General features: G+C 65.0%; 15 protein-coding genes. 1 reads left to right on the top strand and 14 read right to left on the bottom strand.

Going from position 1 to position 15,266, the window contains the following annotated elements; translation table 11 throughout:
* Window positions 1-15: 15 nt before the first annotated feature.
* The 9 genes from JQ591_RS01380 to JQ591_RS01340 form a co-directional block, all read right to left on the bottom strand.
* Window positions 16-1,329, bottom strand: a complete 1,314-nt coding sequence (locus JQ591_RS01380) for an ABC transporter substrate-binding protein (RefSeq protein ID WP_211394246.1) — start codon at window positions 1,327-1,329, stop codon at window positions 16-18.
* Window positions 1,330-1,625: 296 nt separating this feature from the next.
* Window positions 1,626-2,576 carry a sugar-binding transcriptional regulator gene (locus JQ591_RS01375; RefSeq protein WP_211394245.1) on the bottom strand — a complete coding sequence of 317 codons (951 nt, stop codon included), beginning with the start codon at window positions 2,574-2,576 and terminating at the stop codon, window positions 1,626-1,628.
* Between the two features lie 8 nt (window positions 2,577-2,584).
* Window positions 2,585-3,250: an HAD family hydrolase gene (locus JQ591_RS01370; RefSeq protein WP_211394244.1), complete on the bottom strand. Its 666-nt coding sequence runs from the start codon at window positions 3,248-3,250 to the stop codon at window positions 2,585-2,587.
* 75 nt (window positions 3,251-3,325) lie between these two features.
* On the bottom strand, window positions 3,326-5,242 hold the full coding sequence (locus JQ591_RS01365) for a nitric oxide reductase activation protein NorD (protein WP_211394242.1): 1,917 nt from the start codon (window positions 5,240-5,242) through the stop codon (window positions 3,326-3,328).
* Between the two features lie 10 nt (window positions 5,243-5,252).
* Window positions 5,253-6,065 carry a CbbQ/NirQ/NorQ/GpvN family protein gene (locus tag JQ591_RS01360; protein ID WP_211394240.1) on the bottom strand — a complete coding sequence of 271 codons (813 nt, stop codon included), beginning with the start codon at window positions 6,063-6,065 and terminating at the stop codon, window positions 5,253-5,255.
* Between the two features lie 59 nt (window positions 6,066-6,124).
* Window positions 6,125-7,471: a cbb3-type cytochrome c oxidase subunit I gene (locus tag JQ591_RS01355; protein ID WP_211394239.1), complete on the bottom strand. Its 1,347-nt coding sequence runs from the start codon at window positions 7,469-7,471 to the stop codon at window positions 6,125-6,127.
* Window positions 7,472-7,509: 38 nt separating this feature from the next.
* Entirely contained in the window at window positions 7,510-7,962 is a 453-nt protein-coding gene (locus JQ591_RS01350; protein ID WP_211394237.1) for a c-type cytochrome, read from the bottom strand.
* 99 nt (window positions 7,963-8,061) lie between these two features.
* The gene (locus tag JQ591_RS01345) at window positions 8,062-8,322 is read right to left on the bottom strand and encodes a cytochrome C oxidase subunit IV family protein (RefSeq protein ID WP_211394236.1); all 261 of its coding nucleotides are present in this window, start codon (window positions 8,320-8,322) and stop codon (window positions 8,062-8,064) included.
* A 2-nt stretch (window positions 8,323-8,324) separates the two neighbouring features.
* Window positions 8,325-8,900 carry a cytochrome c oxidase subunit 3 family protein gene (locus JQ591_RS01340; RefSeq protein ID WP_211394235.1) on the bottom strand — a complete coding sequence of 192 codons (576 nt, stop codon included), beginning with the start codon at window positions 8,898-8,900 and terminating at the stop codon, window positions 8,325-8,327.
* A gap of 172 nt (window positions 8,901-9,072) precedes the next feature.
* Between JQ591_RS01340 and JQ591_RS01335 the strand changes: the two genes are divergently transcribed.
* On the top strand, window positions 9,073-9,228 hold the full coding sequence (locus tag JQ591_RS01335) for a hypothetical protein (protein ID WP_211394234.1): 156 nt from the start codon (window positions 9,073-9,075) through the stop codon (window positions 9,226-9,228).
* A 75-nt stretch (window positions 9,229-9,303) separates the two neighbouring features.
* Here JQ591_RS01335 and mmsB read toward each other — a convergent pair whose 3' ends face one another.
* From mmsB to JQ591_RS01310, 5 genes are all read right to left on the bottom strand, one after another.
* The gene (gene mmsB / locus JQ591_RS01330) at window positions 9,304-10,494 is read right to left on the bottom strand and encodes a multiple monosaccharide ABC transporter permease (protein WP_211394233.1); all 1,191 of its coding nucleotides are present in this window, start codon (window positions 10,492-10,494) and stop codon (window positions 9,304-9,306) included.
* Window positions 10,491-12,068 carry a multiple monosaccharide ABC transporter ATP-binding protein gene (mmsA, locus tag JQ591_RS01325; RefSeq protein ID WP_211394232.1) on the bottom strand — a complete coding sequence of 526 codons (1,578 nt, stop codon included), beginning with the start codon at window positions 12,066-12,068 and terminating at the stop codon, window positions 10,491-10,493. The genes mmsB and mmsA overlap by 4 nt, the downstream gene beginning before the upstream one ends.
* A gap of 96 nt (window positions 12,069-12,164) precedes the next feature.
* Window positions 12,165-13,238 carry a multiple monosaccharide ABC transporter substrate-binding protein gene (gene chvE / locus JQ591_RS01320; RefSeq protein ID WP_211394231.1) on the bottom strand — a complete coding sequence of 358 codons (1,074 nt, stop codon included), beginning with the start codon at window positions 13,236-13,238 and terminating at the stop codon, window positions 12,165-12,167.
* 73 nt (window positions 13,239-13,311) lie between these two features.
* On the bottom strand, window positions 13,312-14,190 hold the full coding sequence (locus tag JQ591_RS01315; protein WP_211394791.1) for an SMP-30/gluconolactonase/LRE family protein: 879 nt from the start codon (window positions 14,188-14,190) through the stop codon (window positions 13,312-13,314).
* Window positions 14,190-15,266 (bottom strand): aldose epimerase family protein, encoded by a 1,077-nt coding sequence (locus tag JQ591_RS01310; protein WP_211394230.1) that lies wholly within the window; start codon window positions 15,264-15,266, stop codon window positions 14,190-14,192. Before JQ591_RS01310 ends, JQ591_RS01315 begins: the two co-directional genes overlap by 1 nt.

Raw genomic sequence — 15,266 nt, 5'->3', positions numbered from 1 at the left:
AGGGTGAGCTCGGGTTCACTTGATGTAGCCGGCGCGCTTCATCTCGCGCTCGGTTGCGGATTGCGCCGCGGTGAGTGCGGCGTCGACCGTCATCGATCCCGCGAGCGCGGCCGAGAACTGCTGTCCGACCTGCGTGCCGATGCCCTGGAATTCGGGGATCGCCGCATATTGCACGCCGACATAGGGCACCGGCTTCACGGTCGGCTTGTTCGGATCGGCCGCGTCGATCGAGGCCAGCGTCAGCTTGGCGAACGGGGCGACCTTCAGATAATCAGGGTTTTGGTAGAGCGAGGTTCGGGTGCCCGGCGGCACGTTGGCCCAGCCCTCCTTCGCAGCCACGACCTTGGTGTAGTCCTTGCTGGTGGCCCAGCCGATGAACTTCTCGGCGGCCTCCGACTTCTTCGAGCCAGCGGGGATTGCGAGACTCCAGGCCCACAGCCAGTTGGCGTTCTTGCCGAGCCCGGTGTTGGGCGCCATCGCGAAGCCGACCTTGTCGGCGACCTTGGAGTCCTTCGGGTTGGTGACGAAGGATGCAGCGACCGTGGCGTCGATCCACATCGCGCATTTGCCGGCGTTGAACAGCGCAAGGTTCTCGTTGAAGCCGTTCGAGCTCGCGCCGGGAGGGCCGGCCTGCTTCATCAGGTCGACATAGGTCGTGAGCGTCGCCTTCCATTCCGGGGTGTTGAACTGCGGCTGCCACTTCTCGTCGAACCAGCGTGCGCCGTAGGAATTGGCCATGGCGGAGAGGAACGCCATGTTCTCGCCCCAGCCGGCCTTGCCGCGCAGGCAGATGCCGTAGACGCCGGCGCTCTTGTCGGTGAGCTTCTTGGCGGCGTCGACGACGAAATCCCAGGTCGGGCTTTCCGGCATCTTGAGGCCGGCCTTGTCGAACAGGTCGGTGCGGTACATCACCATCGAGCTCTCGCCGTAGAACGGCGCGGCGTAGAGCTTGCCGTCGACGGAGACCGCATCCTTGATCTTGGGCAGGAGGTCGGCGACGTCGTAGTCGGCGCCGAGATTGGCGAGCGGCACCAGCCAGCCCTTCTTGGCCCAGATCGGCACCTCGTAAGTGCCGATGGTGAGAACGTCGAATTGGCCGCCCTTGGTGGCGATGTCGGTGGTGACGCGCTGGCGCAGCACGTTCTCCTCGAGCGTCACCCATTTGACCGATATGTCGGGGTTCTTCTTGGTGAATTCGGCCGTCAGCCCCTGCATGCGGATCATGTCGCCGTTGTTCACGGTGGCGATCGTCAGGGTCGTTTCGGCCATCGCGGGGACGGCCAGCAACAGGCAAGACGCGCCGCAGACGGCGCCAAGGACGTGTTTCACGGTGACCTCCCTAGGATCGCGCTTTTGAGCATATGCCCACGCGTTGGGCGTATGTTCAACTGAGGGCGAGCCGTTGTCAAGCAGGCGCAAAGGTGTTCGCGCAACTTATGAGTGCTGCGGTGCGGGAGATGGGCCGAGAATGGAGATGTGGCTTCACCCACGCTGTCATGCCCCGCGAAAGCGGGGCATCCAGTACGCCGTGTCGTGAGTTGGTTTGCCTCAAGCGAGGCCGCGGCGTACTGGGTCGTCCGCCTGCGCGGACGATGACAGCCGCGCGAGCAGCGAAATCCCGCGCCTCAGCGCTCCAGAATCGCCCGTGCGGTCGCCTCGTCCGTGATCAGCCCGTTGATCAACCGTCCATTTAACGCCGCCGCGATCGCCGGCACCTTGGCCGCACCGACCGCGGCGCCGATCGTCGTGGTCTTTGCCGGGACCTCCGGCGGGATGCTGGTCAGGCGCTTGTTGGTGCCGGCCTTGAGCAGGCGGCCCTTGGAATCATAGGCCCAGCCGGTGATCTCGCCGATCGCCCCCTGCCGCATCATCTCGAACAACTCGTCGCGGGTGACGAAGCCGTCGACATGGACCTGCGCCTTCTGGTCCATCTGGCCGATGCCGACGAGGCGCAAATCCGCCTTGGCCGCGACCGCTTTCACCTTCGCGATCGGCTCGATCCGGACCATCTTGTTTCGCTCGTCCTCCGACGACATCAGGAACGGCAGCGGCATCGGATAGTGCCGCGCGCCGGTGCGGTCGGCGAGCCGGCCGACGGTGTCGTAGAAGCTCGCCGAACCGTCGGCGGAGATATTGCCGACCAGCGAGACGATCTGGTGGTTGGGCCGGTCGATCGGCGTGACGCGCTCGACCGCGGCGCGCACGGCCCGGCCGGTACCGAGCGCGACGATGACGGGGGTCTCCGAACGCAGGGTGGAATCGAGCAGGTTGGCGCAGCGCTCGGCAATGCCCGCCGTGGCCTGCGGCGCGGCGGGATCGGCCGGCACCACCTCGCAATGGGCAAGGTCGAAACGCTCCTTCAGACGCGCCGCCAATTCCATGCACGCGGCAATGGGATGCTCGAGCCGGAAGGTGATGAGCCGTTCGGCGAGGCACAGCGACACCAGCCGCTGCGCCGACGCGCGCGACACCTGGAGCATCTTCGCGATCTCGTCCTGGGTGTGACCGGCAATGAAATAGAGCCAGCCGGCGCGCGCGGCGTCATCGAGCCTGGACTTTTCGTTCTCGGCGGCCATGGCAGGCTTCAGGCGTCCTTCCAGAAATCGATCATGCGCGCGAAGACCCGGTCGGCCCCCGCACCGGACAATATAGCCTGCCCGTCGCGGCTGCGATAATGGCTGCCGCCGACAAATCCCCAGACTGTCATGCCGGCCGCCTTGCCCGCCTGCACGCCGCTCGCACTGTCCTCGATCACCAGCGTGTGCGCAGGTCGCGTGCCCATCTGCTCGGCCGCGTGGAGAAAGAGATCGGGCGCCGGCTTGCCGTGCCTGACCATCTGCGCGGTGTAGATCCGGTCGCCGAAATGCGCCCGCAGGCCGGTAACGTCAAGGGAGAGCGCGACGCGGTCGATGTCGCTGGACGAGGCCACGCAAAATGGCGCCCGCAAATCGGAGATCACATCGGCAACACCCGCGATCGGCTGGAGTGATCCCGCGAACGTGCTCAACACATGCGACTTCAAGCGCGGCAGAAAGCCGTCCGGCACGACCTGCCCGAGATCCCGATAATGCTGCTCGACCGCTTTGGTGCTGCGTCCGAGAAAGAGCTCGAGCGCCTGCTCCTGGCTCAGCGCGATGCCACACTCGGCCAGCACGTCGGACAGGCACCGACAGCTCAACAGCTCACTGTCGACCAGCACGCCGTCGCAGTCGAAGATGATCAGATCGGGTTTCGGCCGGCCCAGGTCCATCCCGCCATTCGATCATATACCCATCACATGGGCAATAGCTCACCCGAGCACGGAACGCCGCACCTTTTCCCTGCATCAGTGCGCCACCTGCCGGTAAATCGCCGGCAGCGCTGCGGGCAGTCGGCGGATGTTGCCGACGATGGCGTAGCCGCCACGCCCGAACAGCGTCGGGAAATAGGATTGCGCGGTTGCGTCCACCGTCACGCCGAAGGCGGCAATGCCGAGCCGGCGCGCCTCCTGCACCGATTTGCGGGTGTCCTCGACCGCGAAGCGGCCTTCGTAATGATCGACATCGTTCGGCTTGCCGTCGGTGAGGACGAGCAGCAGCTTCTTGCGCTGCGGCTGACGGGCGAGCTCGGCCGAGGCGTGGCGCACCGCCGCGCCGATCCGCGTGTAATAGCCGGGTTTCAGCGCGCCGATACGACGCTCCACCGCCCCGCTCATGGGCTCGCCGAAGGCCTTGACGGTCTCGAGCCGCACCCAGGACCGCCGGCGCGAGGTGAAGGTCAGGATGCTGTGGTGGTCGCCGCAGGCCGACAGGCCGTGCGCGAGCACGAGCAGCGCCTCCTTCTCGACGTCGAGCACGCGATGGCCGTCGACCCAGGCGTCCGTCGAGAGCGAGACGTCGACAAGCAGCGTGACGGCGAGATCGTGCCCCTGCGGGCGCATCGCGACATGGATGCGATCGAGACCGCTGCCGCTGCCGGCGCGAAGATCGCACCGCGCGCGCACGAGCGCGTCGAGGTCGAGGTCGTGCCCATCGGCCTGGGCACGCATCAATTCGTGGCGCGGCCGCAGGACCTCGAAGCGGCTCCGCACCTGGCGGATGTGCCGGCGCATGGTCTCGTCGGGCGACCAGGTCTCGCCGGTCTCGGATGCGGCGCCCGCGAGCACGCGGCAATGATCGGGCAGGTAGGAGCTGCTGCGGTAGTCCCATTCGGGATAGGTGAGGTCTGCGTTCAGCGGCGACGCATCGAGGGCTTCCGGCGGCAGGTCGAGATCGAATTTGAGCCGGCTCGCCGGCTTGCCGCTGCGACGACTGAGCGTGATCTCCTCGAGATCGTCGGCGGCCTTCTGCGCGTCCTCGTCCTCGCTGTCGTCAGCCGGACGGTCGACATTGACCATCTCGGCCATCGCGAGAATCTTTTCGAAGCGGTTGAGCACGAAGGGATCGCGGCGATTGGCGTTGTCCTCGCGCTCGCGCACGGCAAAGCGCTTGCGATTGTCCTCGGCCGCCGCCCCCGCGCCCGGCGCGCACTCGTCGTCGCCCGCATGCGCGGGCGAGAGCTCGCGCGTCCAGCAATCGCCCCAGAGCGGACACGGCAGGACCGAGCGATAGCCCGGCGGCGCCTTGTCCGGCAGCGGACCTGTCCCCATCATCGCCGGCCACAGCCGGCCTGCGGGCGCCTTTCCGGCCCCGAGCAAGGCGAGAGCGATCCGCTCGATCTCCTGCTCGAGACGCGGCAACGGGCGTCGCGGCCGGGCCGCGGCCATTGCCGCGGCGAGCTGCGCGTAACCGGCGGCGAGCCCGGGAAACTGCGTGAGCACAAAGACCGCCGTCTCGCTCGCCCGGCGCAAGGCCAGAAGGTCCCGCCGCAGCGGATCATCCTCCGTGATCGTCTCGATCGGCGCGACCGCGAACCAGGCCGCAAGCCAGCGATAGAGGCATGCGTTGAGGTCGCGGTCAGCAAATATCGCGATGCGATCGGGAAGGAAGATGGTCGCGGCGTCGCGGCCCGGCTGTTCGAGACGTTCGTCTCCAAGGCCGATACGCTGCCGCCAGCCGAGCCGATGGCCCGCCCTGCGTGCGCCTGCGCTTGAGATCTGAACGCCCGTCTCGCCCCCGAGCGCACGGAACATCACCGCGAGCCGGCCTCTCACCTCCGCAAGCGCGACCGCATGATCATCGTGGACCGGATAGCTCGCGGTGCCGCCGACCATCCGGTGCCAGGCACGGCCGACCGTCTCCTCCAGTTCGAGGAAGTCGAGCATGGAATCTGCCTCACCCAATCACGGCGCGCGCGACATCCAGCAGCGCCGCCTTGACGTCGGGATCGTCGGTCAGCGGCTCGATCATGCCGGCGAGCACTGCATCGGCGATCGAGACTCCCGCCGCAATCAAGGTCGCGCAATACACCACGAGCCGGGTCGAGACGCCCTCCTCCAGATCATGCCCCTTCAGCGCCCGCAGACGTCCGGCAAGCGCGACCAGCGGCCGTACGCGATCCGGTGGCAGCCCGCTCTCGGCCGACACCACCGCAATCTCCTGCTCGGCCGGCAGGAAGCCGAACTCGATGGCGACGAAGCGCTGCCGCGTCGACGGCTTCAACGCCTTGAGCAGGGTCTGGTAACCGGGATTGTAGGAGACGACGAGCATGAAGCTCGCGGGAGCAGCGAGCTCCTCGCCGGTTCGCTCCAGCGGCAGGATACGGCGGTCGTCGGTGAGCGGGTGCAGCACGACGGTGACGTCCTTGCGTGCTTCCACCACCTCGTCGAGATAGCAGATGCCGCCCTCGCGGACCGCGCGCGTCAACGGACCGTCGGTCCACACGGTGTCGCCGCCCCTCAGCAGATAGCGGCCGGTGAGATCGGCGGCGGTGAGATCGTCGTGGCAGGCGACGGTGTGGAGCGGCAAGCCCAGCCGCGCCGCCATATGCGCGACGAAACGCGTCTTGCCGCAACCGGTCGGCCCCTTCAGCAGGACCGGAAGCCGGTGTCGCCAGGCGTGCTCGAACAGGGCGCATTCGTTGCCGCTTGCGACATAGGCCGGCAGCGCGGGTGCGGGCGCGGCCAAGGCGTGAAGGGCTGCTTTCATGATCTCTCTCCGAAAATTCCTGAAGCGGCGGCCGCGATGAAACGCGGCCGCCGTCACGCTTACTCGGCCGGCTGCAGCGCGGCGGGAATGGTCGCCAGCTTTTCGCGACCGGGCACCAGCACCGCCCAGACGAACATCAGCGCGGAGATCGCGACGAACCCACCGGAGCCGAGCCGCACCCAGTAGAAGAGGGCGAGTTGGTCCTGCACGTCCATGTAGCCCTGGCCGAGCACGCGCTGCAGATGGACCTGGACCACGCCGGCAAAGGTCAGCGCGAACGTCATGGTCATCATGGCCGTGCACATGATCCAGAAGCTCGTCATGCTGAGCCACTGGTTATAGGGCGCGCGTCCCTTGATCTGCGGGATGGCGTAAGCCATCACGGCAAGATTGAGCATCACATAGGCGCCGAAGAAGGCGAGATGGCCGTGCGCAGCAGTGACCTGGGTGCCATGGGTGTAGTAGTTCACCGAGGACAGCGTGTGCAGGAAACCCCAGACGCCGGCCCCCAGGAACGCCATCACCGAACAGCCGACCGACCACAGCAGCGCGGCGCGGTTCGGATGCTTGCGGCCGGCCTTCCAGGTCATCTGCACCGTGAAGATCACCATCGTGAAGAACGGTGCGACCTCGAGCGTCGAGAACAGCGAGCCGATCCACTGCCAGTAGCCGGGCGCGCCGATCCAGTAGAAATGGTGGCCGGTACCGAGAATCCCGGAGAACAGCGCGAGGCCGATAATGACGTAGAGCCACTTCTCGACCACCTCGCGATCGATGCCATTGAGCTTGATCATGAGATAGGCGAGCACGGAGGCCATGATCAGCTCCCAGACGCCCTCGACCCAGAGATGGACGACGTACCACCAGTACATCTTGTCGACGGCGAGGTTCGCCGGATTGTAGAAGGCGAACAGGAAGAAGATCGCAACGCCCCATAGGCCGAACAGCAGGATGTTGGTGACCGTGGTCTTGCGCCCCTTGAGCGCGGTCATGGTCACGTTGAACAGGAACATCAGGCAGACGACGACGATGCCGACCTTGATGATGAAGGGCTGCTCGAGGAACTCTCGGCCCTCGTGGTAGTGGAAGAGATAGCCGACCACCGCCACGCCGGCTGCGCCGAAGAACATCCAGAACTGGATCTTTGCGAGCAGCGGGCTGTACAGCTCGGTCTCGGTTTCCTCGGGCAGCAGGAAGTAGGTCGCGCCCATGAAGCCGAGCAACGACCACACGATCAGCGCGTTGGTGTGGATCATCCTGACGATGTTGAACGGCAGCAGCACCGACAGCGTGTTGGGCAGGACGTAGATGGTCCCGGCGAGGAGGCCGAACAGGACCTGGGCCAGGAAGAGGGTCAGCGCGCCGTAGAAATACAGCATCGCGACTTTCTGGGTCTGATATTTCATCTCGGTTCTCTCTGTCTTGAAAGAGGAAAGCGGCGGGCTTAGCCGGCCTTGTTCGGCGGCCAATCCTGGCGCTTGATCGTGCTCACCCATTGCAGGAAATCGGCGAGATCGTTGAGCTCCTGGTCGGTGAGGTTGAACTGCGGCATCTGCCGCCGGCCCTCCGCGCCCGAGGGCTGCGACTGCATCCAGGCCTTCAGCGTCTCTCGCGCGCCGGCCGGGTCCTCCTTGCCGCCCCATCGATCCCAGACGTTGCCGACTTCGGGCGCGAAATAGGCGCCTTCGCCGAGCAAAGTGTGGCAGTTGATGCAGGAGTTCTTCTCCCAGACATGCTTGCCGCGGACGACCGACGACGTCAGCGTCGTCGCGTCCGTCGAGGTCGTGGCCATGTAGTAGTGGCTGTGCGCCGTCAGCCCGATGAAGATGGCGAAGAAAAAGGCCGAGCCGCCGTAGAAGACGTTTCGAGCGGCCGACTTGGTCAGGCGTTCAGCCATTGCCAATCCTTTCAATTGAGTCCTGTCGAGACAATCGGTGGTGATGCGATTTATTGCCGATTGGCACCGCCCGTTCTTTGTCAGGGCGCAAGGAGTGAGTCAGATCAGGGCGACGACGGCGGATGTGAGCCAGACAAACAGCACCACCACGAGGATCCAGGCGCTGACGAGGCCGCGCCAGAGCGCAGGCGCCGCGCGAAGATCGAGGAAATCGAGCGCAATCCGGCGGCCCTTGATGGCGGCGAGGGCCAGCACCAGGGCGTTTCCGAGCAGCGGACGCGGCACCAGCGATGGCACCAGGATGGTCGCGAGTGCGAGGCCGATCAGCGCGATCCAGGTCATGTTCAGGCGATCCGGCATCGTCACCGCACCAGATAAAGAATCGGGAACATCACGATCCAGACCAGATCGACCATGTGCCAGAAGGCCGTTCCCGTCTCGACGCCGAACGCCTCGGCGCGGCGGCAGACCAATGCGAGGATGATGATGCCGAGGCAGACGTGCAGGAGATGGAAGCCGGACAGGAGGAAGTAGAGTGTGAAGAACGGACTGGTTTCAAGTCCGATGCCGCGTCCGATCTCTTCGGCATATTCACCGAGCTTGATCGCCACGAACAGGCCGCCAAGCCCCATGGCTGTGAGGAGCCAGTATCGTGTCGCCCGCCTCTCGCTGGCCCGCGCGGCTTTCGTAGCCCGGGCCGCGGCCCAACCGCTCGTCACCAGCACGACGGTGTTCAGTCCGGCGAGACCCGGATCAAGCGCCGCCTGCCCCGCCGCAAACACGGCGGGATGGATCGCGCGGGCGACCGTGAAGGCACCGAGAAACAGACCGAAGGCGGCGAGCTCGCTGAAGATCAGCACCCAGATCATGGGATCGCCGGGAAGATCGTCCAGAATTCCCCAGCCGGTTCCCTGTGGTTCGCAATCGGCTGCCGACATCTGCTCTTCCGGATCAGGACACCGGCCAGCTTTAGCTCAGCCGTGCCGATCCGAGTTTGTTGCCGGACAAACTTGGGGAATGCCGATCAATCTGTTTGCGCCGTCGCAACGTCCGGCTGGCCGGGTCGCGGTACGAAACGCTCCAAGATTCCCTGGAGCTGCGAGCGATGACATGAGCGATGCACAAATCGGGCTGATGACCGCGACGCCCATCATCATCGTCTTCGCCATCGCGCTCCGGCGAATGGGCGTGCTGTCGACCGTGGCAACCGTATCGGCAGTGAGCCTTTCCGTCGCGATCGCGGCGGTGCTGTTCACGACGCAGTAGAACCGCCGATTTTGGATCGGTAGCCCGGATCGAGCGCAGCGCAATTCGGGCTACATAGCTACGAAGAGATAGTCTCTATCTGCGCTGGTTATACACGTCGATGCACACCGCCCCGAGCAGCACCAGGCCCTTGATGACCTGCTGATAGTCGATGCCGATGCCGAGGATGGACATGCCGTTGTTCATCACACCCATGATCATGGCGCCGACCACGGCGCCGCCGACGCGGCCGACACCGCCATAGGCCGAGGCGCCGCCGATGAAGCAGGCGGCGATGACGTCGAGCTCGAAGCCGAGGCCCGCCTTGGGCGTTGCGGTGTTGAGACGCGCGGCGAAGACGAGGCCGGCGAGCGCGGCGAGCACGCCCATGTTGACGAAGGTGAGGAAGGTCAACCGTTCCGTCTTGATGCCCGACAGGCTTGCCGCTTTCGCATTGCCGCCAACAGCGTAGACCTGCCGGCCAATCACAGTGCGGCGGGTGACGAAGCCGTAGAGCGCGATCAGCGCGGTCATGATGACCAGCACGTTCGGCAAGCCGCGATGCGAGGCGATCAGATAGGTGAAATAGAGCACGGCGCAGGCCAGCAGAATGCTCTTGCCGAGGAAGAACGCGTAAGGCTCGACCTCGATGCCGTGCAACTGCTCGCGCGAGCGACCCTTGGCGCTGGCATAGACGAGGCCGAGCGCGAGCACGGCACCGATCAGCATGGACGTCGGATGCAGCGTGCCGGCCTCGGGCAGCAGCTCCGGAATGAAGCCGGAGGACAGTTTCTGGAAGGTCGCCGGAAACGGCCCGAGCGACTGGCCCTGCAACACCGCAAGCGCAAGTCCCTTGAACACCAGCATGCCGGCCAGTGTCACGATGAAGGACGGGATCTTGAAATAGGCCACCCAATAGCCCTGCGCGGCGCCGATCGCCGCGCCCAACAGCAGGCAGGCGATGAAGGCGAGCGTGTAGTCGATCTTGTAGGTCACCATCAGCACGGCGGCCACCGCGCCAACGAAGCCCGCGACCGAGCCGACCGAGAGGTCGATATGGCCGGTGACGATCACCAGCAGCATGCCGAGCGCCATGATGACGATGTAGCTGTTCTGGAGCACCAGATTGGTCAGGTTGAGCGGCTGCAGCAGCGTGCCGCCGGTCATGACCTGGAAGAACAGCATGATCGCGATCAGCGACATCAGCATGCCGTAGGTGCGCAAATTGTTCTTGATGAAGCTGCCGTGCCGGCCCGCCTCGGGCAGCGAAACCGTCTTGTCGGTCATGGCTGCGATCCTCCCATCTCCGCACCCGCAAGGGCGCTGCTTCCATAATTTCTGTCGTTGCGCATGATGGCGCGCATGATCTTTTCCTGCGTCGCATCAAGGCCTTTGAATTCGCCGACGAAGGCGCCGTCGTTCATGACACAGATGCGGTCGCAGATGCCGAGTAGCTCGGGCATCTCCGAGGAGATCACCACCACGCCGCGGCCGGCTTCCGCAAGCTCGTTGATGATACAGTAGATCTCGTATTTGGCACCGACGTCGATGCCCCGGGTCGGCTCGTCCAGGATCAAGACCTTGGGGTCGGTCATCAGCCATTTCGACAGCACGACCTTCTGCTGGTTGCCGCCGGAGAGCTGGCCGGTCTCCTGATAGACGTCGGAGCAGCGGATGCGCATCCGGTTGCGGTAGTCGCTGGCGACCTTCAGCTCGGCGATGTCGTCGATCACGCGGCGAGGAGCGACCTGGTCGAGGCTTGCGAGCGTGATGTTCTTGCGAACGTCGTCGGCGAGGATCAGCCCGAGCTGCTTGCGGTCCTCGGTGACATAGGCAAGGCCGGCGTCGATCGCGGCCGCGACGTTCGGCAGCACGATCTCATGGCCCTCAAGCCGGATGCGACCGCTGATCGTGGTGCCCCAGGACCGACCGAACAGGCTCATGGCGAATTCGGTGCGGCCGGCGCCCATCAATCCGGCAATGCCGACGACCTCGCCGCGTTTCACGCTGAAATCGATGTTCTTGATCACCTGCCGCTCGGGATGGATGGGATGGTAGACCGACCAGTTCTCGACGGTGAGGACGGGCTCGCCGATCTTTGCGCTGCGCTCCGGAAAGCGATGGGCGAGATCGCGGTTGACCATGCTGCGGATGATGCGGTCTTCCTGGATCGGCTCGGCGCGGCAGTCGATGCCGTCAACAGTGCGGCCGTCGCGCAGCACGGTGATGTGGTCGGCGACGCGGGCGACCTCGTTCAGCTTGTGCGAGATCAGGATCGAGCCGATGCCCTGCTCGCGGAAGGCCATGAGACGTTCGAGCAGCGCGGCACTGTCGGCCTCGTTGAGGCTGGCGGTCGGCTCGTCCAGAATCAGCATCCGTACCCGCTTGGACAGGGCCTTGGCGATCTCCACGAGCTGCTGCTTGCCGACGCCGAGATCGGTGATCAGCGTGTCCGGCGATTCCTTGAGGCCGACCTGCGCCAGCAGTTCCCGCGTGCGCCGATACACCTCGTCGCGGTCGATCACGCCGAGCCTGGACGGCGGATGCGACAGGAAGATGTTTTCCGCGATCGACATCAGCGGGATCAGCGCCAGCTCCTGGTGGATGATGATGATGCCGAGTGCCTCGGAATCGTTGATGTCGCGGAAACGGCGCTCCTCGCCGTCGAAGATAATGGTGCCCTCGTAGCTGCCGGCCGGGTAGACGCCGCTGAGCACCTTCATCAGCGTGGACTTGCCGGCACCGTTCTCGCCGACGAGAGCGTGGATCTGCCCGGCTTCCACCGAGAAGTTGACGTCGCGCAGCGCCTGCACGCCGGAAAAGCTCTTGCTGACGTTGCGCATCTCCAGCATTGCGGTCATCGGATCGTATCCCTTTACTTCGCCTCTGCCCGTTTGGAGAGAGCCCCTCACCCGACCCTCTCCCCGTAAAGACGGGGAGAGGGAGAGGAAAGAGTCCTACTGGAACTGCGACTTCTTGTAGTAGCCGCTGTCGACCAGGATCTTCTCCCAATTGTCCTTGTAGACCACGACCGGCTTGAGCAGATAGGACGGCACGGTCTTGGCGCCGTTCTCGTAGGTCTTGGTGTCGTTGACGGTGACCTGCTTGCCGGCAAGCGCGGCGTCGACCATGTCGGCGGTCACCTTGGCGAGATCGCGGGTGTCCTTGAAGATGGTCGAATACTGATCGCCGCGCAGCATCGCCTTGATCGAGGGCACCTCGGCATCCTGGCCCGAGATGACAGGCATCGGCTGCCCGGCACTGCCATAACCGACGCCCTTCAGCGAGGAGATGATGCCGATCGACAGGCCGTCATACGGCGACAACACCGCGTTGACCTTCTTGTTGCCGTAGTAAGCGCTGAGCAGATTGTCCATGCGGGCCTGCGCGGTGGCGCCGTCCCAGCGCAAGGTCGCGACCTTGTCCATGCCCATCTGGCCCGAAGCGGCGACGAGCTTGCCGCTGTCGATGTACGGCTTCAGCACGCTCATCGCTCCGTTGTAGAAGAAGTAGGCGTTGTTGTCGTCGGGCGAGCCGCCGAACAGCTCGATGTTGAACGGACCCTTGCCCTCCTTCAGGCCGAGCCCCTGCACGATCGAGTCAGCCTGGAGCACGCCGACCTGGAAATTGTCGAAGGTCGCGTAATAGTCGACATTCGGCGTGCCGCGGATCAGGCGGTCGTAGGCGATGATGGTGATGCCCTTGGCCTTGGCCTGCTTGAGCACGTCGGAGAGCGTGGTGCCGTCGATCGCGGCGATCACCAGCGCCTTGGCGCCCTTGGTCACCATGTTCTCGACCTGCGAGAGCTGGTTCGGGATGTCGTCCTCGGCATATTGCAGGTCGGTGTTGTAGCCGCGCTCTTTCAGCACCTTGACCATGTTGTTGCCGTCGTCGATCCAGCGCGCCGACGATTTGGTCGGCATGGCGATGCCGACCGTCGCCTTGTCCTGCGCGGAGGCGGTGACGCCCGCGGTCATGGTCGCAGCGCCGGCCAGCGCCAGCGCCAGGAATGTCGTCTTCAGTTTCAACATGTTTCACTCCCTTGGATGTCAGACTGTTTTTTCGTGTCGTCGAGAAAATTGGTCGTGTCTGGCTTCGAGCCTCCTATGCGAGCTTGACGTCGGGCTCCGCGCGACCGCGCGCGGCTGCCTCCAACAGAAAGGTCCAGCCTGCTTGCGGATCGGCGGCGCGCGCCGGCGCGTCCATGTCCTGCCAGGCCGAGGTGACGAGAATGCGCGACAGATCAGGGCCGACAAAGGCGGGGCAGCTCGCCTGCTTCGCCGGCACGCTCAGTGAGCGCAGGCGCTCGCCTTGCGCTGAGTAGACGTCGATGCGGCTCGCGCCCCAGCAGGCGTTCCAGATGTTTCCGTCGGCGTCGCACACCGAACCGTCGAGGCCGCCGATGCCGGTGTGGCGCAGCAGCACCTCCGGCTCGCCGCGCGGCAGGCCGGTCGCGGGATTGAGCGGCACCGCGTAGAGCAACGCGCGCGCGGTGTCGGCGAAGTAGCCGGTGGCGCCATCGGGCGAGAAACAGATCGAATTGGAAATGCTGATGCGGGGAAACAGCATCGATATCTTGCCGTGATGGAACGCGTAGATCGCGCCTGCCTCTGCTTCCGCCTTGCGGCCCATGGTGCCGATCCAGAACGTGCCGGAGGGATGCACGCGGGCATCGTTGGAGCGGGTCGCGGGATTGTCGGCTTCGAGCGGACAGAGCAGCGTCATCGCGCCGTCGGCAATTTTGCGGATATAGAGGCCGTCTTCCGCGACGATCAACTGCCGCTCGGCATCGATCCGCCCAAGTGCGCTCGCCATCCGGCCCAGCGCATGAACGCGAATGCCGCCGCTGCCGAGTTGCGCCTCGAACAGCCGGCCCTCGCGGATATCAAACCACCAGGCCGTGTCGGTGGTCACGTCATAGGTCGGCCCCTCGCCGAGATGACAAGGATCGTCCGAAAGAACGGCAGTCGGCACCTGTTCCATCATGGCCTCCTCACCGCAAAGCGATAGACCGTGTGATGGCGATAGACCTCGCCGGGCGCAAGACGCGGGCTCGGAAAATCCGGCCGGTTCGGCGCGTCCGGCCAGATATGCGGCTCCAGACACATGGCGTCCGACTGCCGGTAGAGCTTGCCGCCCTTACCCGAGATCGTGCCGTCGAGATAATTACCCGAATAGACCTGCAGACCGGGCTGATCGGTGAACAGCTCCATGATGCGCCCCGAGCGCGGCGCCTCCAGCCGCGCCGCGAGCGCAAGCTTGCCGTCACGCGCGAGACAGTAGGTGTGGTCGTAGCCCTTGCCGTTGCGCAATTGCTGGTCGCTCTCGCGAATGCGCTCGCCGACCGGCCGCGGCTCGCGGAAGTCGAACGGCGTGCCGGCCACGCTGCGCGGCTGCTCCCGCAACGGAATGGCCGTGGGATCGATCGCGAGGAAATGCCCGGCGGCGACCGTCAGCTTGTGATCGAGAATGGGCGTGCCTGATGTCGCGCCCTCCAGATTGAAGAAGCTGTGGTTGGTCAGGTTGACGATGGTCGGGCGGTCGGTCCGCGCCTCCATATGAAGCGACAGTTCGGTCGGGCCGGTGACGCGATAGGTCAGACGCACGTCGAGGCGACCGGGATAGTTCTCTTCGCCGTGCGGACTCGTGTAGGTCAACGTCGCCGCGGGCTCGGCGCCGTCGTCGATCTCGGCAATCTCCCAAAGCTTGCGGTCGAAGCCGTCGAGGCCGCCATGCAGCGCATTCGGACCGTTGTTGACGGGAAGCTGCACCGCCTCGCCGTCGAGCGAAAAATGTCCGTTGGCGATGCGGTTGGCGTAGCGGCCGACTGTGGCACCGAAGAACTTCCGTTCGGCGAGATAGCCGGCGAACGCGTCATGGCCGAGCACGACGTCGTCATGGCCGCCTTTGGCGTCCGGCGCGATCAGCGCCTGGATCACTGCGCCATGGGTGATGATGCGCGCTTCGAACCCGCCCTCCCCGTGCAGCACGATGCGCTCCACCTTGCGGCCGTCCGGCAGCGTTCCGAAGACGTCTTTTTCTATTTTCGATCCAGCCAT

The organism is Bradyrhizobium canariense, assembly GCF_018130465.1.
Taxonomy (GTDB): domain Bacteria; phylum Pseudomonadota; class Alphaproteobacteria; order Rhizobiales; family Xanthobacteraceae; genus Bradyrhizobium; species Bradyrhizobium canariense_C.
This window is presented reverse-complemented; position numbering and strand designations above follow the sequence as displayed.